Here is a 24,869-nt window from a genome sequence, read left to right on the forward strand (position 1 = left end):
CTAGCGTGAGGGCATGACAACCGCACACGCGCGCCCCGTCCGCATCGGCGTCCAGATCGCACCGCAGCACGTCCCCTACGAGGTCATCCGCGACACGCTCGCCGAGCTCGAGGACCTCGGCGTCGACATCGCCTTCAACTGGGACCACTTCTTCCCGCTCTCGGGAGAGCCGAACGGCCTGCACTTCGAGGGCTGGAGCATGCTCGCGGCCTGGGCCGAGCAGACCAGCCGCATCGAGTTCGGCCCGCTGGTCACCTGCAACAGCTACCGGAACCCCGACCTCCTCGCCGACATGGCGCGCACGGTCGACCACATCAGCGCCAAGGGCGCCGAGGGCCGTCTGATCTTCGGCATCGGCTCGGGCTGGTTCGAGCGCGACTACGAGGAGTACGGCTACGAGTTCGGCACTCCCGGCTCCCGCCTCGACGAGCTCTCCGAGGCGATGCCGCGCATCCGCAGCCGGTGGTCGATGCTCAACCCGGCGCCCACCCGCGACATCCCGGTGATGATCGGCGGCGGCGGCGAGAAGAAGACGCTGCGGATCGTCGCCGAGCACGCCGACATCTGGCACAGCTTCTCGGACGTCCCGACGCTCGAGCGCAAGCTCGGTGTGCTCTCGGAGTGGTGCGGCCGCGTCGACCGCGACCCGGCCGCGATCGAGATCTCGACCGGCGCGAGCGTGCGCGGCGGTGTCGGCGACGCCTCCTTCGACGTGCTCGACCAGCAGTACGACCTGGGCGCCCGCCTGTTCACGCTCGGCATCACCGGTCCGGACATCGACCTCGCGCCCGTGCGCGACCTGCTCGGCTGGCGCGACGGCCGGAACAGCACCGCGCGCTGACCCGGCGGGGCGCCGTCACGACGGCGCCCCGCGTCGGAGTCAGGCCGCCGGCGCGTCCGTCGCCTTCTGGCCGGTCGGCACCGCCCGGGCGAGGCCGGACTTCTCGGCCGCCACCTCGAACGCGTCGGCCAGGGCGCGCTGGCCCTCGACGGTGGGATGCACGCCGTCCTCGCCGAGCAGCCCGTCCTCGCGGAGGGGGTCCGGGTACTCGAGCGCACCGCCGCCGGCGGCAGTCACGGCCTCGACCAGCGCCGCGTCGTACTCGTCGAGATCGGAGGGGCGCGGGTCGGGGCCCCAGACCGAGTCGAGCGCGATGAGCCGGGCCGAGGGCGAGGCGGACACGATCGCGTCCACTGCCGGCCCGATCGCGGCGTCCACGTCCTCCGGATCCCAGCCGAGATCGTTGCTGCTGGCGATCAGCACGATCGCGTCGGGCCGGGTGTCGGCGATCTCCTCCGCGCGGTCGCCGATCGCGACGCCGCAGTCGCCCGGCTCGATGAAGCCGCCGCCGTCGCAGCCCAGGTTCGTGACCTCCCAGCCGAGGTCGTCGCCGACGAGAGCGGGCCAGGCCTGCTCCGGGTCGACCGTCAGACCGCGCACGATGCTGTCGCCGACGATCGTCACCCGGGAGCCGGCGGGGAGAGAGCCGCCGATCGAGAGCGGCAGCGGATCGGCGGTGACGGTCGGGAGGGGAGTGGCGGTGCCGGCGGGGGACGCGGTCGCCGGGACGGTCGTCGTCGAGGACGAGCAGCCGGCGAGGCCGAGGGCCAGCGCGCCGATCGCGGCTGCGGCGAGGAGGACGGGACGCGTCATGAGCGGGGATCCCGGAGCCCGTCGCGCAGCTCGCCCGCGAGCGCCCGGACCACCGCCTTCAGGTCGCCGTCGTTCGCCGCGGCCGTCCGCAGCTGGCGCTGGTAGCTCGCTCCCGCGACCAGGATCAGCTCGACGTCGCCGAGCTCCTTCACGCAGTCGAGACGCTCGGCGACCGGTGCGAGGGTGACGAGCAGGTCCCGGATGTCGTCGGTGACCAGCCGCTCCGCTCCGGCGGCGTCGAGGATGATCTCGGCGTCGAGTCCGTAGCGGGCCGCGCGCCACTTGTTCTCGCGCACGTACCAGGGCTGCATCGTCGGAAGGTCCTCGCCCGCGTCCAGCCGCGACGAGAGGTGCTCGACGAGGCACTGGATCAGCGCGGCGACCGCTCCGATCTCCTCCGCGGAGGAGAGGCCGTCGCACGCGCGCATCTCGAGGGTGCCCCACTGCGGCGAGGGGCGGATGTCCCAGCGGACCTCCGTGTGGTCGTCGATGACGCCGGTGCGCATCATGTCGTCGACGTACTCCTCGTAGTTCGCCCAGGCACCGAACTGCGGAGGCAGGCCCGCCGTCGGCAGCTGCTGGAACATCAGCGCGCGGTTCGAGGCGTAGCCCGTGTCGACTCCGCCCCAGAACGGGCTCGACGCCGAGAGCGCCTGCAGGTGCGGGTAGTAGTCGAGCAGGGAGTTGAGGATCGGCAGCACCTTGTCGCGGTGCTCGATGCCGACGTGCACGTGGATGCCCCAGATCATCATGTTCCGGCCCCACCACTGGGTCCGGTCGATGAGGCGGTGGTACCGCTCCTTGTCCGTGATGGCCTGGTCGAACCACTGCGCGAACGGGTGCGTGCCCGAGCACACGAGGTCGAGTCCCATGGGGTCGGTGATCTCGCGCACCTGCCGCAGCTGATCCTGCAGGTCGGCGACCGCGTCGCGGACGGAGGTGTGCACGCCGGAGACCAGCTCGACCGTGTTGCGCAGGAGCTCGCCGGTGATGTGCGCGTGCGGGGCGCCGTCGTCGCTGCGGAGCGCCTCCAGCACCACATCGGCGACGTTGGCGAGATCGCCCGTCTGCCGGTCGACGATCGCGACCTCCCACTCGATCCCGAGCGTGGAGCGGTCTGATGCGGCGAAGCTGATCTCCATGGCGTGGTCCTCATCGGATCCGGGCGTCCGCCGATCGGGACGCGCCTCGCCATCCTGCCACCTGCGGCCGGGGCGGACGCCGAGCCCCGGCGGCGGCCTTCGGGGTCCCGCGCGGCCCGCTCCCGCGAGGGTGCCGCTGGTCGGCGGCGTGCCGGGCCCGCACCGGGGCGGTTTTTCTGGCAGAATGATCCGTCGGGTCCGAGGCGGTCGACCCTCTACTCACCGCCGACGAAACCCCCTCGAGCTTCCGCCGGGTGTGCCCCCACGCTCACGGCTCAGTTCATCCATCATCGACCGGACACCGGTCAACGACCACACAGGAGAATTGTGGCTGTCAAGATTCGTCTGAAGCGCCTCGGCAAGATCCGGGCGCCCTACTACCGCATCGTCGTCGCCGACTCGCGCACCAAGCGCGACGGCCGCGTGATCGAGGAGATCGGCAAGTACCACCCGACCGAGCAGCCCTCGTTCATCCAGGTCGACTCGGAGCGCGCGCAGTACTGGCTCGGAGTCGGCGCGCAGCCGACCGAGCAGGTCGCCGCGATCCTCAAGCTGACCGGCGACTGGGGCCGCTTCAAGGGCGACGCCGACGCCGTCAGCACGGTCCAGGTGAAGGAGCCCAAGGCTCCGTTCGTCGTCGACGCGAAGAAGAAGCCCGTCCTCAAGCCGAAGTCCGAGGCTCCGGCCAAGGCCGCCCCGGTCGAGGACACCGCCGACGAGACCTCCACCGAGGCGTAGTCAGTGCTCGCTCCCGCCGTCGAACACCTCGTCAAGGGGATCGTCGAGAACCCCGATGAGGTCAGTGTCGTGGCCACGAGCTCCCCGCGCGGAGAGGTCCTCGAGGTGCGCGTGCACCCCGAGGACCTCGGCCGCGTGATCGGACGCTCCGGTCGCACCGCCAAGGCCGTCCGCACTCTCGTCGCCGCGCTCGCCGACGGGCGCCGAGTGCGCGTCGACGTCGTCGACACCGACAAGTAGAGGTGTCGGTCACCGGACCGGGCACGACGCAGCTCCGCGTCGCCCGACTCACCAAGGCCCACGGACTCAAGGGCGCCATCAAGCTCGAGCTCTACACGGACGAGCCCGACAAGCGCTTCACCCCCGGATCCACGTTCACGCTGCAGGTCCCGCGCACCTCCGAGTGGCACGGCAAGAAGCTCGAGCTCGTCGAGCTGCGCTGGTACAACAGCCACCCCGTCGCGTTCTTCCGAGGCGTCGACGACCGCAACGCCGCTGAGACCCTCCTGAAGGCGATCCTCTGGATCGACGAGGAGGTGCAGACCCAGCCGGGCGAGGACGACTCCTGGTACGACTACCAGCTGGTCGGCATGAAGGTCGTCCGCGACGGCGTCGAGGTCGGCACCGTCCGCCGCGTCGACCACTTCCCCGCGCAGGACCTGCTCATCGTCGGCACCCCCTCCGGCGAGGTGATGGTGCCGTTCGTGAACGCGATCGTCCCCTCCGTCGACGCCGCGGCCGGGATCGTCACGGTCACGCCTCCGATCGGCCTGTTCGAGGAGGCTCCCGAGGAGGAGCCCGCCGCGGTCGACCTCAGCGGTGTCGACCTCGCGGACCCGGCGCTGAGCGCGCCTGCGGACGCCGACGCGCCGGACGCCTCCGATGACGCGGACTCCGCTCTTGAGGAGCCCGCCGACGACGAGCCCCCGGCCGCCTCCGACGCCGCCTCCGAGGAGGAGCCCCGGTCGTGAGGATCGACATCGTCACGATCTTCCCGGAGTTCTTCGGCGTGCTCGACATCAGCCTGCTCGGCCGTGCTCGGCAGAGCGGGCTGATCGAGCTCGGCGTGCACGACCTGCGGGACTTCACCCACGACCGCCACCGCACCGTCGACGACACGCCCTACGGCGGCGGCGCCGGCATGGTGATGCGACCGGAGCCGTGGGGCGAGGCGCTCGACACGATCCTCGACGGCGCGGACGACCCCGTCGTGATCTTCCCGTCGCCCGCGGGCGAGCTGTTCACCCAGGCGACCGCCCGCGAGCTCGCGGAGGAGTCCACCCTCGTCTTCGGCTGCGGCCGCTACGAGGGCATCGACCAGCGCGTCGTGGACCACACCGCCGAGCGCGCGCGGGTCCGGCTGATCAGCCTCGGCGACTACGTCCTCAACGGAGGAGAGGTCGCCGTGATGGCGATGATCGAGGCCGTCGGACGCCTGGTCCCGGGCGTGGTCGGCAATCCGGCGAGCCTGGTCGAGGAGAGCCACTCCGACGGGCTGCTCGAGTACCCGAGCTACACCAAGCCGGCCTCCTGGCGCGGCCTCGACGTCCCTCCGGTGCTCCTCAGCGGCAACCACGGGGCGATCGCCGCCTGGCGCCACGAGCAGAGCGTCGAGCGCACGCGCCGCGTCCGCCCCGAACTGCTTCCCTAGCCCCGCGCCGCACGGTCACCGGGCCGCGAGGGCCAGGTGCCGGTCGCGGAGGGCGAGGAAGAGGGGGAACGCGAACGCGAGGGCGACCAGCGGCGCGAGCAGCACCAGGATCCACACGCGGCGCATCCCGATCCGGCGGCCCTCCACCACCATGAAGGCGACGGCCGCGATCGCGACGACCAGCAGGTCGGTCGAGAACGACGACACCCACGGCCCGCCCGCGGCGAGGCCGGCGAGGACGTCCGCGCCCTCCTGCATCGCCCTCACGTTCCAGGTCCAGGTCCCGATCAGCCCGGCGAGGGCGAGGACGAGGTAGACGATCCCGAGCGGCGTCCAGCCGCGGTGCAGCCGGCTCATGCGCGGGCCTCCGTTCGTGCGAGGGTGAGGATCGTCCCTCCGGCGAGGGCGATCACGGCCACAGTAGCGACGGCGAGGGTCAGCGCGTCCGGTGCGGTCAGCGCCTGTCCGCGCAGCGCCTGCCAGCAGGTGAGGGCCACCGCGGCCGCCCAGCCCGCCGAGGCCAGGGCGACGAGCCGCAGCCGGGTGGATCCGGGGCGAAGGACGGGGATCCGGGCTGCCAGCCGTCCGAGCAGCAGCGCGAGCAGCGGGAGCCCCTGCAAAGCGTGCATCCCGACGAAGTGCGGGATGCGCAGATCGCCCCCCGTGGTGCTCCAGCCCAGGAGGGGGAGGCCGGGTCCGCCGTCCGCGACTCCGACGGCGTGCGCACCGACGACGCCCTGGTAGTCGCTGATCTGGCCGGGCGAGGGCCCCGTCATCAGGAACGCGAGGGCCATCCCGACGAGCCCGATCACGAGTCCGGCGCGGACGGCGAGCGTCAGCGCAGGGTCGCCGAGCGGCACCCGCGCCAGGAGGGCGGCGAGGACCAGCGTCGCCAGCCAGACCACCATGATCGAGACGGCCATCGAGGCCCAGAGCGCGGCGTGCAGGGGAGTGGAGACGTCGAAGTGGCTGCGCTCGCCGACCAGGGCGGCGCCTCCGATCACGACCATCTCGACCGCCAGACCGACCGCCGCGACCGTGCCCAGCGCTCGGGCGAGGCGGCGCCGGCGGGGCACGAGCCCGATCAGCCAGGCGAGCGTCACGGCGTACAGCGCGATCGAGAGGCAGAACTTCAGCGGCTTGCCCCAGAGCGGCTGTCCGCCGAGCTCGCGGGGATCGACGACCAGCGCGATCGCGCAGAGGAGGGCGCCGACCGCCATCGCGCCAGCGAGCACCAGGAGCGGCCGGTGCGGAGCAGCTGAGGCCGTGCGCGCGGGCGTCTCGGTCGCGGCGCTCATCGGGGCACCTCCGTCGAGCCGAAGCGGCTCTGCGTCTCGCGCGCCTGGGCGACGCGCCGGAGCGACTGCAGCACCACGTCTCCGAGCGCGGTGCCGACGGCGGCGACGGCAGCCTGCTCGCTCACGCTCTCACGGGCCTGCAGTTCGTCGAGGTCGGCGGAGGCGACGAGGGCGGCGGCGCGGGCGTAGGCCTCGAGCCAGCCGGCGCTCATCGGTCCGGTGGAGAGCTCGAGCGCGTCGAGCGCCCGTGCCGCCGTCGCGACGGCAGGGTGGCCGCAGTGGTCGGAGCCCGCGGCCTCGGCGATCCGCCGCGTCGACGCCTCGGTGGCGGACGCGGTCGAGTCGGTGCTCACGGAGACCACGTCCTGCGCCACCTCGAACGCTGCTGTCGGACCGACGCCCGCGTCGAGCGCGGCCGTGATCCGCTTCGCGCCGGCGATGCCGACGCCGCCGCTCTCGATGAGCGCCCGGAGCAGCGTCAGGCGGGCGACATGGGCGTCCCCGTACTCCGCCCGCTGGGGGCCGGCGGCGTCGCCCGGCGGCAGCAGCCCCTCCCGGATGTAGTACTTGATCGTGGGCAGGCCGACGCCGCTGCTGCGGCTGAGCTCCGAGATTCGCACGTGGACAGTATCGCTATCCGATAGCGGTACTGTCCATCCTTAGTCAGTCCCGCGCGGAGAGGACGATGTTCCCCGTCTCGGTGATGGCGATCGTGTGCTCCATGTGGGCGCCGCGCGAGCCGTCGCGGCTGCGGAGGGTCCAGCCGTCCTTGTCCGTGTAGATCTCGTCGGTCGTCTGCAGGAACCACGGCTCGATCGCGACGACGAGGCCCGGGCGGAGCGGGTAGCCGCGGCCGGCGCGTCCGTCGTTGGGGATGTGCGGATCGCCGTGCATCGTGCGGCCGACGCCGTGGCCGCCGAAGTCGGTGTTGATGGACAGGCCCTCGGCGTGTGCGACGGCCGCGATGGCCGCGGAGATGTCGCCGATCTTCTTCCCGGGCTGCGCGGCGGCGATGCCGGCCTCGAGCGCGCGGGTGGTGGTGTCGATGAGGGCGAGGTCCTCCTCGCGCGGCGTCCCGACCACGACGCTGATGGCCGAGTCGGCGACCCAGCCGTTCACGGAGGCGGCGAAGTCGAGGGTGAGCAGGTCGCCGTCCTTCAGCCGGTAGTCGAAGGGCAGGCCGTGCAGCACCGCGTCGTTGACGGAGGTGCAGATGACCTTGCCGAAGGGACTCGCGCCAAAGGAGGGGTGGTAGTCGATGTAGCAGGACTCGGCGCCGGCCGTGCGGATCATGTCGTGGGCGAGCCGGTCGAGCTCGAGCAGGTTCACGCCGACCGCGGCAGCGGCGGAGGTGGCCTTCAGTACCTCGCCGACGAAGCGGCCGGCGGGACGCATCTCCTCGATCTCGGCGGGGGTGCGTAGCTCGATCATCCTGATCCTCTCGGGGTCCGCTGAGCCGTCGCTCAGCGGTGGTGGGTACGGTCGGTGCATGCGCACGCGACGGGCATTCGGTTCCTGGCAGTTCCCGGCGGCGATCGTGCTGCCCTTGTGGATCCTCCTCGGCTACGGGGTCTTCGGAGGATCGAGCGGCTGGACCGTGCTCGGCCTGGTGATCGCCCTCCCCATTCTGGCGGTCGCGGTGGCGGCTGTGGCCGCGATCGTCGCATTCCGGGTGACCGTTCGGCCCACGCGCACTCCCGCGTGGGGCGACGTGGCCGTGGTCGGCGCCTGGCACCTCTCCCTGATCGCCTTCGGCTTCTTCCCGCCCGGCGCCTGGGCGCTGGGCCTGCTCTCGGTGGTCCTCGGAGTGGCGGCCTTCTGGCACTCGGCGTGGCGGTTCCTCGCCGACGCGAGGGCCACTCTCCTCGCCTTCTCGGAGGCGGCGTCCGTGCAGGCCGAGGGCGCTCACCGCCCCGTCGCCGGCGAGGGCTTCGACCCGGAGCGCCCGCAGGACGGGCAGACCATCGTCCTCTGAGGGGTCGGGCGTCCCGAGAGGCGCTGTCTCCTGCGAGGCCTCGCCCTGCTCGACAGCTCGGCCCTCTCGACGGACCCGCCCTCTGCGCGGCTCTGCCCTCCGGGTGACCCTGCCCTCCAGACGAGCCTGCTTTGACTCGGATCGACGCGGCATGGCAGAATGAGCGCTTGTGCCTCGCGCAGGCTCTGCCACAGGGGAGCCGCGACGACGTGGGCACGACCGACTTCCATCAACGAAACGGTGTTCGACCTGTGGCGGGCACGGAGAGCGATACAGCATGCACATCCTCGATTCCGTCGATGCGGCGTCCCTCCGCAGCGATGTCCCGGACTTCCGCGCCGGCGACACCGTCAAGGTCCACGTCAACATCGTCGAGGGCTCCCGCTCGCGCATCCAGGTCTTCCAGGGCGTCGTCATCGGCCGCTCCAACGAGGGCGTCCGCGAGACCTTCACCGTCCGCAAGGTGAGCTTCCAGGTCGGCGTCGAGCGCACGTTCCCCGTGCACTCGCCGGTCATCGACCACATCGAGGTCGTCACCCGCGGTGACGTCCGTCGCGCGAAGCTCTACTACCTGCGCAACCTCCGCGGCAAGAAGGCCAAGATCAAGGAGAAGCGCGACGCCTGAGCGGCTTCCGCACGACTTCTCGGGAACCCCGGTCCACCTATGATGGACCGGGGTTCCTCCCTTTCTCGGGGGCGATCCGTCCGGGGAGTCCACCCGGTGATGCACAGTAGGGGCGACGGCGAGCGATGACAGACAGCACGGCCCCGGTCCGCCTCCCCGGAGGCGAGGACCACGCCCGCCACTCGGCGGATCCGTCCGAGAAGCGCCCGCGCAAGCGCCGGGGTGTCCTGCTCTTCCTCCGCGACGTGCTGATCATCTTCGTGGTCGCGGTGCTCGTCTCTTTCCTCGTGAAGACCTTCCTGATCCGCTCGTTCTACATCCCCTCCTCCTCCATGGAGCAGACGCTCGTCGAGAACGATCGCATCCTCGTGAACGAGCTCGTACCCGGAGTGGTGAAGATCTCGCGCGGCGACGTCGTCGTCTTCCGCGATCCCGGCGGATGGCTCTCGCCGAGCTCCGAGCCCAACGTGCCGCCGTTCCAGGCCGCGGTCGACTCCGCCCTCGCGCTCGTCGGCCTCACCGCTCCCGACAGCAACGACCACCTCATCAAGCGCGTCATCGGCCTGCCCGGCGATCACGTGACCTGCTGCACACCGCTCGGCCAGGTCGAGATCAACGGCAACCCGATCGACGAGCCCTACGTGAAGCTGCCGGACGGGGTGCAGGCCGTCTCGGCCACCCCCTTCGACGTCGTCGTGCCCGAGGGCTCGCTCTGGGTGATGGGCGACAACCGCTACAACTCCGCCGACTCCCGCTACAACACCGACAAGCCGGGCGGCGGCTTCGTGCCGATCGACAACGTCGTGGGCCGCGCGATCCTCGTCACCTGGCCCGTGCAGCAGTGGGCGTGGCTCGACGACTACCCGTCGGTGTTCCGCGGAGTCGACACCGAGGCCTCCGAGGAGGGCTCGGACGACGCGCAGAGCGGGCAGGGCTAGGTGGTCGTCGCCGAGCCGACGCTGACGCAGGAGCGGCGCCTCTTCCGGCAGGGCTACGAGACGGTCATCGGCTGCGACGAGGTCGGCCGCGGCGCGATCGCCGGCCCGGTGTCGGTCGGCGTCGTGTCGATCGGCAGCCGTTGCGGGCGCTTCCCCGAGGGGCTCCGCGACTCCAAGATGCTCGCTCCCGCCCGCCGCGAGGCGCTCCTGCCGGGAGTCGCGAAGTGGGTCTCGGCCTGGGCGATCGGCGAGTCCTCGGCGGACGAGATCGACGAGACCGGGATCATCGCCGGCCTCGGCCGCGCCGCGTCGAGGGGCATCGAGCGCCTCGCCGACCAGGGCGTCGACCTCGCCACCGCCGTCGTCCTCCTCGACGGCGCTCACGACTGGCTGACGCCCGCGCTGGGCGAGTGGGCGGCCGAGCTGACGATCATCACCCGCGTGAAGGCCGACCGCGACTGCGCCGCCGTCTCCGCCGCCTCCGTGCTCGCGAAGGTGGGCCGGGACGGTCAGATGGTGCGCCACCACGACGACTTCGCCGACTACGCCTGGGACAGCAACAAGGGCTACGGCAGCGCCGCGCACTGGGCGGGGATCGAGCGGGTCGGCCCGTCCCCGCTGCACCGGGTGACCTGGCTGTCGAAGTCGCGGGAGAGCGTCGAGGAGCCGCTCCCGGCGTTCGTGCCCGTCGGCTCGGCGTAGGATTGTCCAACGATGGATGAGGACGAATTCGAGGACTACGACCGCGAGGTCGAGCTGGCACTGTACCGGGAGTACCGCGACGTCGTCTCGCAGTTCTCGTACGTCGTCGAGACCGAGCGCCGGTTCTACCTGGCGAACGAGGTCGACCTGGTCCGCCGCGACACCGAGCACGACTTCTACTTCGAGCTCACCATGCGCGACGTGTGGGTCTGGGACGTCTACCGCTCCGACCGCTTCGTGAAGTCGGTGCGCGTGCTGACCTTCAAGGACGTCAACGTCGAGGAGCTCTCCCGCAAGGAGTTCGAGCTCCCCAAGGAGCTCGCGCTCGACGAGTAGCCCTCTGTCGCGGCAGGCTCCGGACCCCTTGCTGGTCGAGTAGCCGCTTCCGACGGCGCATCGAGATCCGGTGCCCGGAGCCCCACCCCGCTCCGGAGCTCTCTCGGATCCTCGGCTCCGCGGGTCTCGTCTTCAGGCAACGCGGATTCCTCCTGCTGGTCGCATAGCCGCCCCCGGCGGCGTCCGAAGACCCCGGCCCGACGTCCCTCCCCACCCGCCTCCTCGGCCCTCTTCTCCCCGGATCCCCTCCCGGCCGTCCGACGCTCCTCTCTGCTCCTGCACGCTTCCGGCAGGAGGACGCATGGACAAGGACGAACTGGGGCGGCGCGGCGAGGAGATCGCGGCGGCGCACCTGAGAGACAACGGATTCGAGATCCTCGACCGCAACTGGCGGGTCCGCGAGGGCGAGCTCGACATCGTCGCCCGCGACGGGTCGGCACTGGTCGTGGTGGAGGTGAAGACGCGCTCATCGACGCGCTTCGGACTGCCGGTCGAGGCCATCACGCGGGCCAAGGCGCAGCGCCTGCGCCGACTCGCCTACGCCTGGGCCGACGAGCACCACGAGCGCTCCCGGCATCTGCGGATCGACGCGGTCGGCATCGTCGCTCCCGGGGGAGTCCCGTCGCAGATCCGGCACCTGCGGGCGGTGGCCTGATGGGCCTGGGGAGGACCTCCGCGGTCGGTCTCGTCGGCTTCGCGGGAGCCGTGGTCGGGGTGGAGGCCCACTCGGCCGACGGCACCCCGGGAATGGTGATCATCGGCCTGCCCGACGCCGCGCTCGCGCAGGCGAAGGAGCGGGTGCGCTCGGCGGCGATCAACTCCGGCAGCACCATCGCCGAGTACAAGATCACCGTGAACCTCTCGCCGGCCGCGATGCCCAAGCACGGCTCCGCCTTCGATCTCGCCATCGGGCTGGCCGCGCTCGCGTCGCTCCGTGAGGTCGACGCGGAGTCGGTCGCCGCGGTCGTCCATATCGGGGAGCTCGGCCTGGACGGCCGGCTGCGCTCCGTCCCGGGCGTGCTGCCCGCGGTGCTCGCGGCCGCCCGCGAGGGCAGGCGCCGCGTGATGGTCCCCGTCGAGGACCGGCTCGAGGCGGAGCTGGTCGACGGCGTCGAGGTGATCGCGGTCTCCTCGCTGGCGGCGGCCGCCGTCTGGCACGGAGCCGAGTGGGAAGTGCCGGTGCTCCCCGAGGCCGCGCCGCCGTCTGAGACGGTGTCCGAGCCGGAGGCCCGCCTCGACCTCTCCGACGTGGTGGGGAACGAGGAGGCGGCCGAGGCGATGGTCGTCGCGGCGGCGGGCGGGCACCACGTGTTCCTGCTCGGGCCTCCCGGCGCCGGGAAGACGATGCTCGCCTCGCGCTTGCCGGGCATCCTCCCCGACCTGGACGACGATGCAGCGCTCGAGGCCACCTGCATGCGCTCGCTCGTCGGAGCGCCGACCGGTGGCGCGCTGGTGCGCAGGCCGCCGTTCGAGAGTCCGCACCACTCCGCCTCCTCCGCGGCGATCGTCGGCGGGGGCAGCGGCCGCATCCGGCCCGGCGCGGTCGCCCGCGCCACCCGGGGAGTGCTGTTCCTGGACGAGGCCCCCGAGTTCTCGTCCGTCGCCCTCGACGCGCTGCGCCAGCCGCTCGAATCCGGCGTGATCCGCATCCACCGCGCGAACGCCGTCGCCGAGTTCCCCGCGCGGGTGCAGCTCGTCCTCGCGGCGAACCCGTGCCCGTGCGGCCGCTTCGGCATCCCCGGAGAGACCTGCACCTGCGCTCCCTCGGTCCGCCGCCGCTACCTCGCGCGGCTCAGCGGACCGCTGCTCGACCGCGTCGACATCCGCCTGACGGTCCGCCGCATCAGCGCGGCTCAGCTGGCCGCACGTCGAGACACGTCCGGAATGTCGACGGCTGAGGCCCGCGCCCGTGTCGCCGCGGCGCGGTCCCTCGCAGCGGCTCGCCTCGCCTCCACCCCGTGGACGCTCAACTCGGAGGTCTCCGGCGCCTGGCTGCGCTCGGACGCGGTGCGCCCGACCAGTGCCGAGTCCCGCACGCTCGACCGGGCTCTGGAGCGAGGTCTGGTGACCATGCGCGGCTACGACCGGGTCCTGCGCCTGGCCTGGACGCTCGCGGACCTCGACGCAGCCGACCGGCCGAGTGCCGCCCACCTCTCGCGCGCGCTCGTCCTCCGTGGAGGTGCCGCGTGATCCGGCCCGACGCGCTCTTCGACGGCGCGGAGCTCGACGCCGTTCGCCGACTGCTGCCGAGCGGTGCAGCCGATCCGGACTCCGCTGCCGACGGCGAGCCTTCGGGTGAGTCCGGCTGCGCTCGGAGCGCACTCGTCGACGCTGCTGCCCGGTGCGGCTGGAACTCTCTGACCGAGCCCGGCGACTCCGTCGCAGCCCTCCTCATCGAGAGGGTCGGCGCGGCCGAGGCCTTCGCCCACGTCGTGTCCTCGTCGTCCGCGGAGGAGATCCTCGCGCCCCCGCATCGCGCTCCCTCCGACGAAGGAGGCGGGGCGCTCGCGCCCCTCGACTCCGAGGTCGCCGCGCTCCAGTCGGGGCTGGCGCGCTGGCGACCGCGCCTGGACCGCAGGCTCCTGTTTCGACGTCTCGAGATCGCCGAGCGACTCGGCGCCCGGCTGCTCCTGCCCGGGGCTCCCGTGTGGCCCGAGTCGCTCGACGACCTCGGGCCGCACGCGCCACTCCTGCTCTGGCTGCGCGGTGATCCCGCCGCCTTCGATCCGCCGCACCGCCTCGCCCTCGTCGGCGCCCGCGCTGCGACCGGTTACGGCGAGCACGTCGCCGCCGAGCTCGCCGCGGGCGTCGCGGCGCGAGGCGTCGCCGTCGTCTCGGGCGGTGCCTTCGGGATCGACGCGGTCGCCCACCGTGCCGCCCTCGGCTCCGGAGGCCGGACGGTCGCCTTCCTCGCCGGGGGAACGGACCGCCTCTATCCGACGGCTCACGCCGACCTCCTCCACCGCATCATCGCCACCCCCGGCTGCGCCGTCGCAACGGAGGTCCCGCCGGGCACCACGCCCACTCGCTGGCGATTCCTGCAGCGCAACCGCCTCATCGCCGCCTCCACCGCGGGCACCGTCGTCGTCGAGGCCGGCGCCCGCTCCGGATCCCTCAACACCGCCGGCCACGCGGCTGCCCTGGGCCGCCCCCTCGGTGCGGTCCCGGGCTCGGTCACCAGTGCCTCCTCCGCCGGCTGCCACCGGCTCCTCCGCGAGTACGCGGCGACCTGCGTCACCTCGCCGGCGGATGTGCTCGAACTGCTCGCCGTCGGCGACGCCGACGGATCGTGCCGAGCGCTGACCGCGGCTGAGGCGCGAGTCCTGGCCGTCGTCGAATCCGAAGGAGGCTGTGACGCCGCAACCGTCGCCCGGCTCTCCGGGGAATCGCTCGATTCGGCACTGTCGGCGCTGGGTGCGCTCCTCGCAGACGGACGCGTCCACCGTTCCGAGGACGGGGACTGGGAGCGGGCGCCCGGGTGAGCGGCCCCGCCGCCGCGGCGCTGTCGGCGGTCCGCCCTACGCTGAAGAGGCATCGGCGAGGGGAGCGGCATGGACGCCACGGCAGCAGGACACGGCGGAGAGCGCCCGCAGCTCGGGCACTTCCGCGCCGCCGACAGGGTCATCGCGCATCTGAGCGACACGCACCTGCTGGCCGACGGCGCTCCGCTCTACGGGAAGGTCGACACGGTCGCCCGCCTCGCGCAGGCGGTCGGCCGGCTGGCCGAGCGCGGCGGACGCCTGGACGCGATCGTGGTGACCGGGGACGTCGCGGACCGCGGCGAGGAGGACGCCTACCGGCGCGTGCGCGAGCAGCTCGACCCCGTGGGCGAGCGGTTCGGCTGCCCGATCGTCTGGGTGATGGGCAACCACGACGAGCGCGGAGCCTTCCGGCGGGTGCTCCTCGAGCAGGACCCGGCGGGCGCGGGACCCGTGGACCAGGTCGTCGACCTCGGCGGGCTCCGGCTCATCGCGCTCGACAGCGCGGTGCCCGGCTTCCACCACGGCGACCTCACCGACGCCCAGCTGGCCTGGCTGAAGGACGAGCTCGCCGCACCGGCCCCGCTGGGGACGATCCTCGCCCTGCACCACCCTCCGCTGCCCACGCCGCTCGGCGCGATGACCGTGCTCGAGCTGCGGGGGATCGACCGGCTCGAGGAGGTGGTGCGCGGCACCGACGTCCGGGCGATCCTCGGCGGGCACCTGCACTACCCCACCGCGGCGGCCTTCGCGGGCGTGCCCGTGTTCGTCGCCGGCGCCATCAGCTACACGATGGACCTCGGAGCACCCGAGCGGGAGCTCGCCGGGATCGACGGGGCGCAGAGCCTCTCGCTCGTCCACGTCCACCCGGAGACGGTGGCCGCCTCGTTCGTGCCGACGGCCGCCGCGCCGATCGCGACACGGTTCGGCACCGACCTGATCGAACGGCTCGAAGGACTCGACGAGCAGGGGCGCATCGACCTCTGGTCGCGGATGCCGGACGGATCATGACCGGCGAGACGCTCGCCGACTCGGTCGAGCACTTCCTCCGGTACGTCCTCGATGAGCGGTCCCTCTCGCCCGCCACCGCGAAGGGCTACCGCTCCGACCTGGCGCGCCTGATCGCCCACACGGAGGAGAAGGGGCGGCTCCTCACCGCCGAGCTCGACCTCGAGCTGCTGCGCGACTGGCTCTGGCGAGAGTCGGAGTCGGGGATCGCCCGCGCGACCCTCGCCCGGCGCACCGCGGCCGTCCGCTCCTTCTCCTCCTGGGCGCATCGGACCGAGCGGCTCCCCGTCGACGTCGCCGCACGCCTCAAGACGCCCAAGTCGGGACGGACACTGCCGCGGGTCCTCACGCTCCCGCAGGCGGAACAGGTGCTCGACACGGTCGCGGCGCGAGGCGCGACCGAGGACCCGGTGGCGCTGCGGGACCTTGCGATCGTCGAGCTGCTCTACGCCTCCGGCATCCGCGTCTCCGAGCTGGTCGCCGTCGACCTGGGCGACGTCGATCTCGGCCGGCTCACCGTGCTCGTCACCGGCAAGGGCGCCAAGCAGCGGGTCGTCCCGTTCGGCGTCCCCGCGAAGGAGGCGCTCGTCGACTACCTGGAGCGCGCCCGACCCTCTCTCGCCACCGGCGACGGGAGCGGGGCCCTGCTGCTGGGACGGCGGGGCGCGCGCCTCACCCCGCGCACGGTCTACGGCGTCGTGGCGAGGCTCCTCGACGGCGGGCAGGGCTCCGGACCGTCCGGTCCGCACACCCTCCGCCACACCGCGGCGACCCATCTGCTCGACGGCGGAGCCGACCTCCGCGCCGTCCAGGAGCTGCTCGGCCACGCGAGCCTGGGCACCACGCAGATCTACACCCACGTCTCGACCGAGCGGATCCGCGACGCCTACCGCCTCGCCCACCCCCGCGCCTGACCGGACGCGCGAGTCGCTGGACGCACCCTTCCGCGCCACTCGCTGAACACCCTGCGCCACGTCGTCCATCGGCAGGAGCACCGCCCGGGGGATCCCGCCGAAGAACCGCATCGGCGAGACGTAGTCGCCACCCTCGCGGACGCCGAGGTGCACGCACCTCCCGTCGCAGTGGCCGCCCGCACCCACTGATCCGACGGGCTGGCCCGCGGTGAGGACCTGCCCCGCCGTCACCGATCCGTCGACCGGCTCGACCGTCGAGACCAGACCGTCCGCGTGCACGATGCTCACCACGGACCGGTCGACCACCCTGCCCGAGAACGACACGGTGCCCGCCGCGACGGCGACCACGGGCTGCCCGGCCGCTGCCGCGAGGTCGATCCCGCGGTGCCCGGGGGCGTAGCGGTGGGCCGGCGCGCCCCACGGCTCCACGACGGAGAAGCCCGCGACGGGTGAGGTCCACCGCGGGTCGGACCGGCCGGGGGACGAGGTGCCGGAGGGCGAGGTGCCGAGAGGCGCCCCGACGAGCAGAGCGGCGAGGGCGAACACGCCCGGGCGCAGGAGTCGGGATCGGAGCATGCGGCCACCCTCCTGGAGCCGGTTCGGGACCGGTGGTCGGCCGAGCGGATCAGGGGAGGAGAGCGCGACGGGCCCGGCTGTGGAGGGAGGACATCGGCCGGGGGAGAGCGCAACCCGTCCCGGCGGTGCCGCGGCGAGGAGTAACGTGCCGGTGATCCGGCTCGGGAGCGGCACCCCGCCCCCACCGGCGGCGAGAATCGGAGACGACCATGACCAGCGGACGATCTGACACGACCAGCGGGAGAGCGGACATCCCGAACCCCTCGGCGGCGAAGCTGAAGAGGAAGGTGATCGGCCTCGCGATCGCGGCGGCGGTCGGCGGCTTCCTCTTCGGCTTCGACTCGTCGGTGGTGAACGGTGCCGTGGAGGCGGTGCAGGGCGAGTTCCAGCTCTCGGCCGCGCTGATCGGCTTCGCCGTCGCCTCCGCGCTGCTCGGCTGCGCACTCGGCGCGTACCTCGCGGGCCGCCTCGCCGACCGCTGGGGCCGCATCAAGGTCATGCTGCTCGGCGCCGGGCTCTTCTTCATCTCCTCCATCGGCGCCGGCGCAGCGTTCGCGGTCTGGGACCTCGTGCTCTGGCGCGTGGTCGGCGGCCTCGGCATCGGCATCGCCTCCGTGATCGCTCCGACCTACATCTCGGAGATCGCGCCCAAGGCCATCCGCGGAGCCCTCGCGTCGCTGCAGCAGCTGGCGATCACGCTCGGCATCTTCGCCGCCCTGCTCTCGGACACCCTCATCGCGAACGGCGCGGACGGCGCCTCCGAGCCCTTCTGGTTCGGCGTCGCCGCGTGGCGCTGGATGTTCATCGCCTGTGCCGTGCCTGCGGTCATCTACGGCCTCCTGGCCCTGACCCTGCCGGAGTCGCCCCGCTACCTCGCGACCCGCGGCCGCTCCGAGGACGCCCGCGCGGTGCTCGCGACGGTCACGCCGCGCGACGAGGTCGACGAGGCGCTCGCGGACATCCAGAAGAAGATCGACGAGGACTCCGAGAACGCGAAGCGCTCCAGCCTCCGCGGCCCCGCCCTCGGCCTGCTCCCGGTGGTCTGGGTCGGCATCCTGCTGTCGGTGTTCCAGCAGTTCGTGGGCATCAACGTGATCTTCTACTACTCCACCTCTCTCTGGAGCGCGGTCGGATTCGACGAGTCCAACTCCTTCGCGATCTCGGTCTTCACCTCGGTCGTGAACGTCGTCGTCACCTTCGTGGCGATCTTCCTGGTCGACAAGGTCGGCCGGAAGCCGCTGCTGCTGGTCGGATCGGCCGGCATGGCCGTCTCGCTCGCACTGATGGCCATCGCCTTCAGCCAGTCGACGATCAGCGGAGAGGACGTCTCGCTGCCCGGCGCGTGGGGGCCGATCGCCCTCGTCTCGGCGAACGCGTTCGTCGTCTTCTTCGGTGCGACCTGGGGCCCGCTGGTGTGGGTCCTCCTCGGCGAGATCTTCCCGAACCGGATCCGAGCGGCCGCGCTCGGCCTGGCGGCCTCGGCCCAGTGGATCGCGAACTTCGCCATCACGGTGACGTTCCCGATCCTCTCGCAGGACGTGTCGCTCACCCTGGCCTACGGCCTCTACGCCGCCTTCGCGGCGATCTCGTTCGTGTTCGTCTTCATGTTCGTGCCCGAGACCAAGGGCCGCTCGCTGGAGGAGATGGACACCCTGCACATCCGCACCGTGATGAAGTCGGCGCGCAAGTAGCACCGGCCTCCCGCGCCCCGACGGCCGCCCTCCCGCAGCAGCGGGGGAGGCGGCCGTCCTGGTGCTAGACTCCACGGAGCACCTCGCTCGTCGGGGTGACTACGCGCGCCCATTCGGCCTCCGCTCCCCACGGTCCCTCTCCGCTCACGCGGCCGGGGCGGGAGTGCGCCGGGCGCCAGGGCGACGTGCCGACCGGCCGTCGCAGACAACCGAACGGGAGTTCGGCGCCGTCGTGCGCCCGGGCCCCGAGACAAGGAGAACGACTCATGGCAGTCGTCACCATGCGCCAGCTGCTCGACAGCGGCGTCCACTTCGGGCACCAGACCCGTCGCTGGAACCCGAAGATGAAGCGCTTCATCCTGACCGAGCGCTCGGGCAGCTACATCATCGACCTTCAGCAGTCGCTGGCCTACATCGACAAGACCTACGACTTCGTCAAGGAGACGGTCGCCCACGGCGGCACCATCCTCTTCGTCGGCACCAAGAAGCAGGCGCAGAACGCGATCTCGGAGCAGGCGACCCGCGTCGGCCAGCCCTACGTGAACCAGCGCTGGCTCGGCGGCCTCCTGACCAACTTCCAGACGGTCTCGAAGCGCCTCGCCCGCATGAAGGAGCTGGAGGAGCTCGACTTCGACGACACGTCGAAGAGCGGCTTCACCAAGAAGGAGCTCCTCATCAAGAAGCGCGAGCTCGACAAGCTGCACAAGTCGCTCGGCGGCATCCGCAACCTCTCGAAGACGCCGTCGGCCCTCTGGGTCGTCGACACCAAGAAGGAGCACCTCGCGATCGACGAGGCCAAGAAGCTGGGCATCCCGGTCATCGGCATCCTCGACACGAACTGCGACCCGGACGAGGTCCAGTACCCGATCCCGGGCAACGACGACGCGATCCGCTCGGTGAGCCTGCTCACCCGCATCGTCGCCGACGCCGCGGCCGAGGGCCTCATCCAGCGCCACCAGAAGCCCGAGGCCGAGGGCAACGTCTCCGCCGTCGAGCCGCTGGCCGAGTGGGAGCAGGAGCTGCTCTCCACCGGTGCGCCCGCCGCCGACGTGCAGGAGCCGAACGAGCAGGCCGGCGCGGAGACCGAGAAGGTCGCCGACGCCGAGGCCGAGACCGCCGACGAGGCCGTCGTCGAGGCCGAGACCCCCGCCGCGGAGGAGGCCCCCGAGGCCGACGCCGCCGCGACCTCGACCGACGAGACCGCCACCGCCTGACACCCCGTTCCGTGACGGGGGTCGGACGCCGCACCCGCGGTCGTCCGGCCCCCGCTCGGTCGGTGCACGTTCACCACGAGTAAGAACCGCCGTCACCTCGGCGTGCTGGGCTCCTCCCGTGAGCCCGCCGCGAGTGACGGCGCCACAGGGTTTCCGAACCAAGAGGAGTTCCGAGAACATGGCAAATTTCAGCCTCGCTGACGTCAAGACGCTGCGCGAGCAGCTCGGTACCGGCATGGTCGACACGAAGAACGCGCTGGTCGAGGCCGACGGCGACCTGGACAAGGCGGTCGAGATCCTCCGCCTCAAGGGCGCCAAGGGCAACGCGAAGCGCGCCGACCGCTCGACGAGCGAGGGCCTCGTCGCCGCCGCCGAGAAGGACGGCGTCGCCACGATGATCGAGCTCGCCTGCGAGACCGACTTCGTCGCCAAGGGCACGAAGTTCATCGCCCTCGCCGACGCCGTGCTCGCCGCGGTGGTCGCCGCCGGCTCCACCACGGTCGAGGAGGCCCTCGCGGCCCCCGCCGACGGCAAGACCGTCGCCGACCTCATCAACGACGAGGCCGCGATCCTCGGCGAGAAGGTGGAGCTGCGCCGCGTGGCCTCCGTCTCGGGCGAGCACTTCGCGATCTACCTCCACAAGACGAACAAGGACCTGCCCCCGCAGGTCGGCGTGGTCGTCGGCTACGCGGGTGAGGACGCCGAGACCGCGCGCTCCGTCGCCCAGCACATCTCGTTCGCGAACCCGTCCTACCTCTCGCGCGAGGACGTGCCGCAGTCCGAGGTCGACAACGAGCGCCGCATCGTCGAGGAGATCTCGCGCGGCGAGGGCAAGCCCGAGGCCGCCCTGCCGAAGATCATCGAGGGACGCGTGAACGCGTACTTCAAGCAGGTCGCCCTGCTCGACCAGGACTACGCGAAGGACAACAAGCTGTCCGTCAGCAAGGTCCTGAGCGACGCGGGCCTGACCGTGTCGGGCTTCGCCCGTTTCAAGGTCGGCGCCTGACAGCACTGCAGGAGGGAGTCCGGGTCGTTCAGTCGACCCGGGCTCCCTTCGCTTTGCCCGGGGCGGTCCCGGGCGTGGTCGCGGGGCCCGCTCCGCGCGGGATAGGTTTGTACGGGTCTACGGGAGGAAACGTCCATGACGGAGACGGATGCGATGACGACGGGCAAGCGCCGCAGGGTGCTTCTGAAGCTGTCGGGGGAGGCGTTCGGAGCCGGCACGCTCGGCGTGAACCCTGACGTGATCAGCGCGCTGGCGCGCGAGATCGCCGATGCCGCGACCGAGGTGGAGATCTCGGTGGTCGTCGGCGGCGGCAACTTCTTCCGCGGAGCCGAGCTCTCGCAGCGCGGCATGGATCGCGGCCGGGCCGACTACATGGGCATGCTGGGCACGGTGATGAACGCCCTCGCCCTCCAGGACTTCCTCGAGCAGGCGGGCGCCGAGACGCGGGTGCAGTCCGCGATCGCGATGACGCAGGTCGCGGAGCCCTACATCCCCCGCCGGGCGATCCGGCACATGGAGAAGGGCCGCGTCGTCATCTTCGGCGCCGGCGCCGGACTCCCGTACTTCTCGACCGACACGGTCGCCGCGCAGCGCGCGCTCGAGACGCACGCCGACGTGGTCCTCGTCGCCAAGAACGGCGTGGACGGCGTGTACGACGCCGACCCGCGGACCAACCCCGACGCGAAGAAGCTCGACGCGCTGACCTACCAGGAGGCGCTCCAGCGGGGCCTCAAGGTGGTCGACTCCACCGCGTTCAGCCTCTGCATGGACAACGGCATGCCGATGCAGGTCTTCGGCATGGAGCCCTCGGGCAACGTCGCGAAGGCCATCCGCGGCGCCGAGCTCGGCACGCTCGTCTCGAACTAGACTGACCACTTCCCTCTCTTAAGGAGCTCCCTGTGATCTCGGATGTACTGGCCGACGCGAAGACCAAGATGGGCAAGGCCGTCGAGGTCGCCAAGGAGGACTTCTCCACGGTCCGCACCGGACGCGCGAACCCCGGCATGTTCCAGAAGGTGCTGGTGAGCTACTACGGCACCCCGACGCCGCTGTCGCAGCTCGCCTCGATGCAGAACCAGGAGGCCCGCACGCTCGTCCTGACGCCCTACGACAAGGGCTCGCTGCGCGACATCGAGCAGGCCATCCGGGACATGCCGAACCTCGGCGCGAACCCGACCAACGACGGCACGATCATCCGGGTGACCCTGCCGGAGCTCACCGCCGAGCGCCGCAAGGAGTTCGTCAAGATCGTCCGCACCAAGGCCGAGGACGCCAAGATCGCGGTGCGCAACATCCGCCGCAAGGGCAAGGACGACCTCGACGCGCTGAAGGGCGACATCGGCGACGACGAGCTCTCCCGCGGCGAGAAGGAGCTCGAGGCGCTCACGAAGCAGCACGTCGACGCGATCGACGAGGCGCTCAAGCGCAAGGAATCCGAACTGCTCGAGGTGTAGCGGTGCCCGAGATCCCCGAAGGACCCGAGGGCGGCGAGAAGAGACCGTCTCCGCACGTCCCGGGTGCCCGGGGATCCCGGATGGTCACCCGCGACGCGCTGCGTGCGCGCGCCCAGCAGGGCCGGGCCGACGTCGAGCGCCAGCTCGAGGCGACCCGCGCCCAGCTCGAGGCGACGAACGACCGCCTGACCGCGCGCTCGGGCCGGAACCTCGTGTCGGCGACCGCGATCGGACTCCTCGGCGGCGGCGCGATGGTCGTCAGCCTCCTCCTGGTCAAGGAGCTCTTCATGGTGCTCGCGGGGGTGGTGGTGCTGCTCGCGGCGCTGGAGCTCTCGAACGCTCTGCGCCACGCCGGTCGGGACATCCCGCGCATCCCGACCGGGATCGTGGCGGTCGTCGCCGTGCCGGCCGCCTACTACGGCGGCCTCGGCGCCGCGTGGGCCACGGTCCTCGGCGGATCCGTCCTCGTCGGCCTCTGGCGGCTGGGGGAGCAGCTCTTCCGGCGCACCGCCTCCAGCCGGAGGGACCTCGCCCTCGACATCGGCCTCGGCGCGTTCGTCCAGGGCTACACGACCTTCCTCGGCGCCTTCGCGATCCGTCTCGTCGCCGAGCCCGGCGGCCAGCTCTGGGCGTTCGCGTTCCTGGTGCTCGTGATCGTCGTCGACACCGGCGCCTACGTGAGCGGACTCACCTGGGGCAAGCACCCGATGGCACCGCGGATCAGCCCGAAGAAGACCTGGGAGGGGTTCGCCGGTGCTGCCGTCGCGGGGATCGGCGTCGGCGTCCTGCTCGCCCTGCTGATGCTCGGCCAGCCCTGGTGGGTCGGTGCGGTGTTCGGGGCCGTGGTGCTGCTCACCGCGACGCTCGGCGACCTCGCCGAGTCGCTGATCAAGCGCGACATCGGCATCAAGGACATGAGCTCGTGGCTGCCCGGCCACGGGGGAGTCCTCGACCGGCTGGACTCGATCCTGCCGTCGGCCGCAGCGGCCTACGTGCTGTACTTCCTCTTCGCCCACTGAGCGGGCGCCTCACCGGGGCGTGCCGATTCCGCTCCCGGCGCGCGGCTTGGCATGATGTCGGGATGACCGCTCCCTTCCCCCGAGCCCGCGAGTCCCGTCCCGGCTACGACACGGCCGAGGTCGACTCCTTCCTCGCATCGGCGCGCGAGGCCTACTCGCAGCTCTCCGGGGGACCGGCGGACCTCCGCGCCGCCGACCTGCGCCACACCGCGTTCACCCTGCGCAAGGGCGGCTACTCCGCGCCCCACGTCGATGCGGCGCTCGAGCGCCTCGAGGACGCCTTCGCCCTGCGGGAGCGCCAGTACGCGATCGCGGCCCGGGGCGAGGAGGCGTGGCTCGCGGACGCGCGGTCGACGGCCCAGGAGATCGTGAACCGGCTGGCCCGCGCTCCCCGCGAGCGGTTCACCCGGGCCGGCGCTCTCACGACGGGCTACAACATCCGCCAGGTCGACGCCTTCTCCGACCGGATCTCCGGGTACTTCCGCGACGGATCGGTGCTGACCGTGGACGACGTGCGGACCGTCTCCTTCGCCCCGCAGCGCGGCGGGTACGCCGAGGCGCAGGTCGACCTGCTGCTCGACACGGTCGTCGATGTGATGCTGGCGGTCCGCTGACCGGAGCCGGATCTGCTGGCCGATCAGGTCATCGTCCGTTATGCTTTCGTAATCGTGGCTCAGCATCCTCAGACCTCCGTCGCCCACACGCCCGCGAACCGCACCAGCGGTCGCCCGGCGGTCCCGCACCAGACCCCGGTGCGGCGCTCCTGGGCTCGGATCCCGGTGACGGTGCTGGCCTTCACGGCGTCGATCGCGTTCGCCATGGTGAACGTCGTCGATCCGTCCAGCGGCGCGGTCGCCTCCCCTTACTACCAGGCCCCGGCGCGCTTCAACGGCGACTCCGCGCAGCGGCTCGTCGTCGCGGACGCCGTCGAGCGGACCGTCCAGCGCGACTCGTTCGGCGCCGAGGCGAAGCCGACGCCCACTCCGACCCCGACGCCCACTCCGACCCAGACTCAGACCGCTTCCGCGACCGTCGACGAGGAGGAGTCGGGCTCCGCCGAGGCCGAGACCGCCGCTCCCGTCCAGCGCGCCGCCGCTCCGGATCCCGGATCCGCGAAGGCGATCGCTTACGACATGATCGTGCAGCGCGGCTGGGCCGACAGCGAGTACGACTGCCTCGTCCTCCTCTGGAACCGCGAGTCCGGCTGGAACGTCTACGCCGAGAACAAGTCCAGCGGTGCCTACGGCATCCCGCAGGCACTCCCCGGCAGCAAGATGGCGTCGGCCGGCTCCGACTGGGCGACCAACGCGAGCACCCAGATCACCTGGGGCCTCGGCTACATCTCCGGCCGCTACGGCTCGCCCTGCGGTGCCTGGGCCCACTCCGAGTCGGTCGGCTGGTACTGATCGTTCCCCTCCGCTCGGCACCGCGTCCGGCGGGCTGAGGCTC

The 24,869-nt window shown here is 72.0% G+C and carries 29 protein-coding genes and 1 pseudogene; 23 read left to right on the plus strand and 7 right to left on the minus strand.

The window, feature by feature from the left end:
• The first annotated feature begins 13 nt into the window (after positions 1-13).
• Positions 14-841: an LLM class F420-dependent oxidoreductase gene (locus C5C44_RS08065; RefSeq protein WP_104223915.1), complete on the plus strand. Its 828-nt coding sequence runs from the start codon at positions 14-16 to the stop codon at positions 839-841.
• A gap of 39 nt (positions 842-880) precedes the next feature.
• On the opposite strand, the gene C5C44_RS08070 is transcribed toward C5C44_RS08065, so the two are convergent.
• Both C5C44_RS08070 and C5C44_RS08075 read right to left on the minus strand, forming a co-directional pair.
• Positions 881-1,654, minus strand: a complete 774-nt coding sequence (locus C5C44_RS08070; RefSeq protein WP_104335661.1) for an SGNH/GDSL hydrolase family protein — start codon at positions 1,652-1,654, stop codon at positions 881-883.
• Positions 1,651-2,796: a glutamate--cysteine ligase gene (locus tag C5C44_RS08075; RefSeq protein WP_104247632.1), complete on the minus strand. Its 1,146-nt coding sequence runs from the start codon at positions 2,794-2,796 to the stop codon at positions 1,651-1,653. The genes C5C44_RS08070 and C5C44_RS08075 overlap by 4 nt, the downstream gene beginning before the upstream one ends.
• Positions 2,797-3,123: 327 nt before the next feature.
• On the opposite strand from C5C44_RS08075, the gene rpsP reads away from it, so the two are divergent.
• Genes rpsP through trmD form a run of 4 tightly spaced genes read left to right on the plus strand, consistent with a single transcriptional unit; the run spans position 3,124 to position 5,185 of the window.
• Positions 3,124-3,534, plus strand: a complete 411-nt coding sequence (gene rpsP / locus C5C44_RS08080; RefSeq protein WP_104223912.1) for a 30S ribosomal protein S16 — start codon at positions 3,124-3,126, stop codon at positions 3,532-3,534.
• A gap of 3 nt (positions 3,535-3,537) precedes the next feature.
• Entirely contained in the window at positions 3,538-3,774 is a 237-nt protein-coding gene (locus C5C44_RS08085) for an RNA-binding protein (RefSeq protein ID WP_068210678.1), read from the plus strand.
• A gap of 2 nt (positions 3,775-3,776) precedes the next feature.
• The gene (gene rimM, locus C5C44_RS08090) at positions 3,777-4,505 is read left to right on the plus strand and encodes a ribosome maturation factor RimM (RefSeq protein WP_104247631.1); all 729 of its coding nucleotides are present in this window, start codon (positions 3,777-3,779) and stop codon (positions 4,503-4,505) included.
• Complete coding sequence (gene trmD, locus C5C44_RS08095; RefSeq protein ID WP_104226875.1) at positions 4,502-5,185, plus strand: tRNA (guanosine(37)-N1)-methyltransferase TrmD; 684 nt, start codon at positions 4,502-4,504, stop codon at positions 5,183-5,185. The genes rimM and trmD overlap by 4 nt, the downstream gene beginning before the upstream one ends.
• 15 nt (positions 5,186-5,200) lie before the next feature.
• On the opposite strand, the gene C5C44_RS08100 is transcribed toward trmD, so the two are convergent.
• The 4 genes from C5C44_RS08100 to map are packed head-to-tail and all read right to left on the minus strand — an operon-like array spanning position 5,201 to position 7,914.
• Positions 5,201-5,542, minus strand: a complete 342-nt coding sequence (locus C5C44_RS08100; RefSeq protein ID WP_104250523.1) for a DUF2834 domain-containing protein — start codon at positions 5,540-5,542, stop codon at positions 5,201-5,203.
• Entirely contained in the window at positions 5,539-6,483 is a 945-nt protein-coding gene (locus tag C5C44_RS08105; RefSeq protein WP_104308458.1) for a hypothetical protein, read from the minus strand. The genes C5C44_RS08100 and C5C44_RS08105 overlap by 4 nt, the downstream gene beginning before the upstream one ends.
• Complete coding sequence (locus tag C5C44_RS08110; RefSeq protein WP_104335662.1) at positions 6,480-7,103, minus strand: MerR family transcriptional regulator; 624 nt, start codon at positions 7,101-7,103, stop codon at positions 6,480-6,482. The genes C5C44_RS08105 and C5C44_RS08110 overlap by 4 nt, the downstream gene beginning before the upstream one ends.
• A 43-nt stretch (positions 7,104-7,146) precedes the next feature.
• On the minus strand, positions 7,147-7,914 hold the full coding sequence (gene map, locus C5C44_RS08115; protein WP_104223906.1) for a type I methionyl aminopeptidase: 768 nt from the start codon (positions 7,912-7,914) through the stop codon (positions 7,147-7,149).
• Between the two features lie 58 nt (positions 7,915-7,972).
• Here map and C5C44_RS08120 point away from each other — a divergent pair, with 58 nt between their 5' ends.
• The 10 genes from C5C44_RS08120 (at position 7,973) to C5C44_RS08165 (ending at position 16,460) form a co-directional block, all read left to right on the plus strand.
• A complete protein-coding gene (locus tag C5C44_RS08120; RefSeq protein ID WP_104226872.1) occupies positions 7,973-8,458 on the plus strand; it encodes a hypothetical protein in 486 nt (161 codons plus the stop codon).
• A gap of 277 nt (positions 8,459-8,735) precedes the next feature.
• Positions 8,736-9,083: a 50S ribosomal protein L19 gene (gene rplS, locus C5C44_RS08125; protein ID WP_104223904.1), complete on the plus strand. Its 348-nt coding sequence runs from the start codon at positions 8,736-8,738 to the stop codon at positions 9,081-9,083.
• A 125-nt stretch (positions 9,084-9,208) separates the two neighbouring features.
• Positions 9,209-10,021 carry a signal peptidase I gene (gene lepB / locus C5C44_RS08130; RefSeq protein WP_104223903.1) on the plus strand — a complete coding sequence of 271 codons (813 nt, stop codon included), beginning with the start codon at positions 9,209-9,211 and terminating at the stop codon, positions 10,019-10,021.
• Positions 10,022-10,723 carry a ribonuclease HII gene (locus tag C5C44_RS08135; protein WP_104335663.1) on the plus strand — a complete coding sequence of 234 codons (702 nt, stop codon included), beginning with the start codon at positions 10,022-10,024 and terminating at the stop codon, positions 10,721-10,723.
• A 12-nt stretch (positions 10,724-10,735) separates the two neighbouring features.
• Positions 10,736-11,059 (plus strand): DUF2469 domain-containing protein, encoded by a 324-nt coding sequence (locus C5C44_RS08140; RefSeq protein ID WP_055792576.1) that lies wholly within the window; start codon positions 10,736-10,738, stop codon positions 11,057-11,059.
• A gap of 301 nt (positions 11,060-11,360) precedes the next feature.
• Positions 11,361-11,714, plus strand: a complete 354-nt coding sequence (locus C5C44_RS08145) for a YraN family protein (protein ID WP_104223901.1) — start codon at positions 11,361-11,363, stop codon at positions 11,712-11,714.
• Entirely contained in the window at positions 11,714-13,249 is a 1,536-nt protein-coding gene (locus C5C44_RS08150) for a YifB family Mg chelatase-like AAA ATPase (protein ID WP_104335664.1), read from the plus strand. Before C5C44_RS08145 ends, C5C44_RS08150 begins: the two co-directional genes overlap by 1 nt.
• A complete protein-coding gene (gene dprA / locus C5C44_RS08155; protein ID WP_258066695.1) occupies positions 13,246-14,541 on the plus strand; it encodes a DNA-processing protein DprA in 1,296 nt (431 codons plus the stop codon). The genes C5C44_RS08150 and dprA overlap by 4 nt, the downstream gene beginning before the upstream one ends.
• A gap of 69 nt (positions 14,542-14,610) precedes the next feature.
• Positions 14,611-15,549: a phosphodiesterase gene (locus C5C44_RS08160; protein WP_104335665.1), complete on the plus strand. Its 939-nt coding sequence runs from the start codon at positions 14,611-14,613 to the stop codon at positions 15,547-15,549.
• Entirely contained in the window at positions 15,546-16,460 is a 915-nt protein-coding gene (locus C5C44_RS08165) for a tyrosine recombinase XerC (RefSeq protein ID WP_104232497.1), read from the plus strand. Before C5C44_RS08160 ends, C5C44_RS08165 begins: the two co-directional genes overlap by 4 nt.
• A gap of 123 nt (positions 16,461-16,583) precedes the next feature.
• Here C5C44_RS08165 and C5C44_RS17525 read toward each other — a convergent pair.
• A pseudogene (locus tag C5C44_RS17525) lies at positions 16,584-17,036 on the minus strand (murein hydrolase activator EnvC family protein); the annotation flags it as partial.
• A gap of 209 nt (positions 17,037-17,245) precedes the next feature.
• Between C5C44_RS17525 and C5C44_RS08175 the strand changes: the two are divergent.
• The 8 genes from C5C44_RS08175 (at position 17,246) to C5C44_RS08210 (ending at position 24,826) form a co-directional block, all read left to right on the plus strand.
• Positions 17,246-18,727, plus strand: a complete 1,482-nt coding sequence (locus tag C5C44_RS08175) for a sugar porter family MFS transporter (RefSeq protein ID WP_104223897.1) — start codon at positions 17,246-17,248, stop codon at positions 18,725-18,727.
• A gap of 266 nt (positions 18,728-18,993) precedes the next feature.
• Entirely contained in the window at positions 18,994-19,941 is a 948-nt protein-coding gene (rpsB, locus tag C5C44_RS08180) for a 30S ribosomal protein S2 (protein ID WP_104223896.1), read from the plus strand.
• Between the two features lie 178 nt (positions 19,942-20,119).
• Positions 20,120-20,947 carry a translation elongation factor Ts gene (gene tsf / locus C5C44_RS08185; protein ID WP_104223895.1) on the plus strand — a complete coding sequence of 276 codons (828 nt, stop codon included), beginning with the start codon at positions 20,120-20,122 and terminating at the stop codon, positions 20,945-20,947.
• Between the two features lie 153 nt (positions 20,948-21,100).
• Positions 21,101-21,814 (plus strand): UMP kinase, encoded by a 714-nt coding sequence (pyrH, locus tag C5C44_RS08190; protein WP_374952923.1) that lies wholly within the window; start codon positions 21,101-21,103, stop codon positions 21,812-21,814.
• Positions 21,815-21,846: 32 nt separating this feature from the next.
• Positions 21,847-22,401 (plus strand): ribosome recycling factor, encoded by a 555-nt coding sequence (gene frr / locus C5C44_RS08195; protein WP_104223893.1) that lies wholly within the window; start codon positions 21,847-21,849, stop codon positions 22,399-22,401.
• A gap of 80 nt (positions 22,402-22,481) precedes the next feature.
• A complete protein-coding gene (locus C5C44_RS08200) occupies positions 22,482-23,420 on the plus strand; it encodes a phosphatidate cytidylyltransferase (protein ID WP_104257363.1) in 939 nt (312 codons plus the stop codon).
• Positions 23,421-23,482: 62 nt separating this feature from the next.
• Positions 23,483-24,034, plus strand: coding sequence for a DivIVA domain-containing protein (locus tag C5C44_RS08205; protein WP_104250532.1), 552 nt, complete (start codon positions 23,483-23,485; stop codon positions 24,032-24,034).
• Between the two features lie 54 nt (positions 24,035-24,088).
• Positions 24,089-24,826: a lytic transglycosylase domain-containing protein gene (locus C5C44_RS08210; protein ID WP_258066696.1), complete on the plus strand. Its 738-nt coding sequence runs from the start codon at positions 24,089-24,091 to the stop codon at positions 24,824-24,826.
• Positions 24,827-24,869 lie beyond the last annotated feature (43 nt).

Source organism: Rathayibacter sp. AY1F6, from assembly GCF_002932035.1.
GTDB lineage: Bacteria > Actinomycetota > Actinomycetes > Actinomycetales > Microbacteriaceae > Rathayibacter.

Coding starts and splice junctions, on each gene's coding strand:
- C5C44_RS08075 (WP_104247632.1), bottom strand. CDS start 2,796: ATGGAGATCAGCTTCGCCGCATCAGACCGCTCCACGCTCGGGATCGAG.
- C5C44_RS08200 (WP_104257363.1), top strand. CDS start 22,482: ATGGTCACCCGCGACGCGCTGCGTGCGCGCGCCCAGCAGGGCCGGGCC.
- C5C44_RS08150 (WP_104335664.1), top strand. CDS start 11,714: ATGGGCCTGGGGAGGACCTCCGCGGTCGGTCTCGTCGGCTTCGCGGGA.
- C5C44_RS08100 (WP_104250523.1), bottom strand. CDS start 5,542: ATGAGCCGGCTGCACCGCGGCTGGACGCCGCTCGGGATCGTCTACCTC.
- C5C44_RS08175 (WP_104223897.1), top strand. CDS start 17,246: ATGACCAGCGGACGATCTGACACGACCAGCGGGAGAGCGGACATCCCG.
- C5C44_RS08120 (WP_104226872.1), top strand. CDS start 7,973: ATGCGCACGCGACGGGCATTCGGTTCCTGGCAGTTCCCGGCGGCGATC.
- tsf (WP_104223895.1), top strand. CDS start 20,120: ATGGCAAATTTCAGCCTCGCTGACGTCAAGACGCTGCGCGAGCAGCTC.
- rplS (WP_104223904.1), top strand. CDS start 8,736: ATGCACATCCTCGATTCCGTCGATGCGGCGTCCCTCCGCAGCGATGTC.
- C5C44_RS08070 (WP_104335661.1), bottom strand. CDS start 1,654: ATGACGCGTCCCGTCCTCCTCGCCGCAGCCGCGATCGGCGCGCTGGCC.
- map (WP_104223906.1), bottom strand. CDS start 7,914: ATGATCGAGCTACGCACCCCCGCCGAGATCGAGGAGATGCGTCCCGCC.
- pyrH (WP_374952923.1), top strand. CDS start 21,101: ATGACGACGGGCAAGCGCCGCAGGGTGCTTCTGAAGCTGTCGGGGGAG.
- C5C44_RS08065 (WP_104223915.1), top strand. CDS start 14: ATGACAACCGCACACGCGCGCCCCGTCCGCATCGGCGTCCAGATCGCA.
- rpsB (WP_104223896.1), top strand. CDS start 18,994: ATGGCAGTCGTCACCATGCGCCAGCTGCTCGACAGCGGCGTCCACTTC.
- C5C44_RS08160 (WP_104335665.1), top strand. CDS start 14,611: ATGGACGCCACGGCAGCAGGACACGGCGGAGAGCGCCCGCAGCTCGGG.
- C5C44_RS08205 (WP_104250532.1), top strand. CDS start 23,483: ATGACCGCTCCCTTCCCCCGAGCCCGCGAGTCCCGTCCCGGCTACGAC.
- C5C44_RS08140 (WP_055792576.1), top strand. CDS start 10,736: ATGGATGAGGACGAATTCGAGGACTACGACCGCGAGGTCGAGCTGGCA.
- C5C44_RS08165 (WP_104232497.1), top strand. CDS start 15,546: ATGACCGGCGAGACGCTCGCCGACTCGGTCGAGCACTTCCTCCGGTAC.
- C5C44_RS08105 (WP_104308458.1), bottom strand. CDS start 6,483: ATGAGCGCCGCGACCGAGACGCCCGCGCGCACGGCCTCAGCTGCTCCG.
- lepB (WP_104223903.1), top strand. CDS start 9,209: ATGACAGACAGCACGGCCCCGGTCCGCCTCCCCGGAGGCGAGGACCAC.
- C5C44_RS08145 (WP_104223901.1), top strand. CDS start 11,361: ATGGACAAGGACGAACTGGGGCGGCGCGGCGAGGAGATCGCGGCGGCG.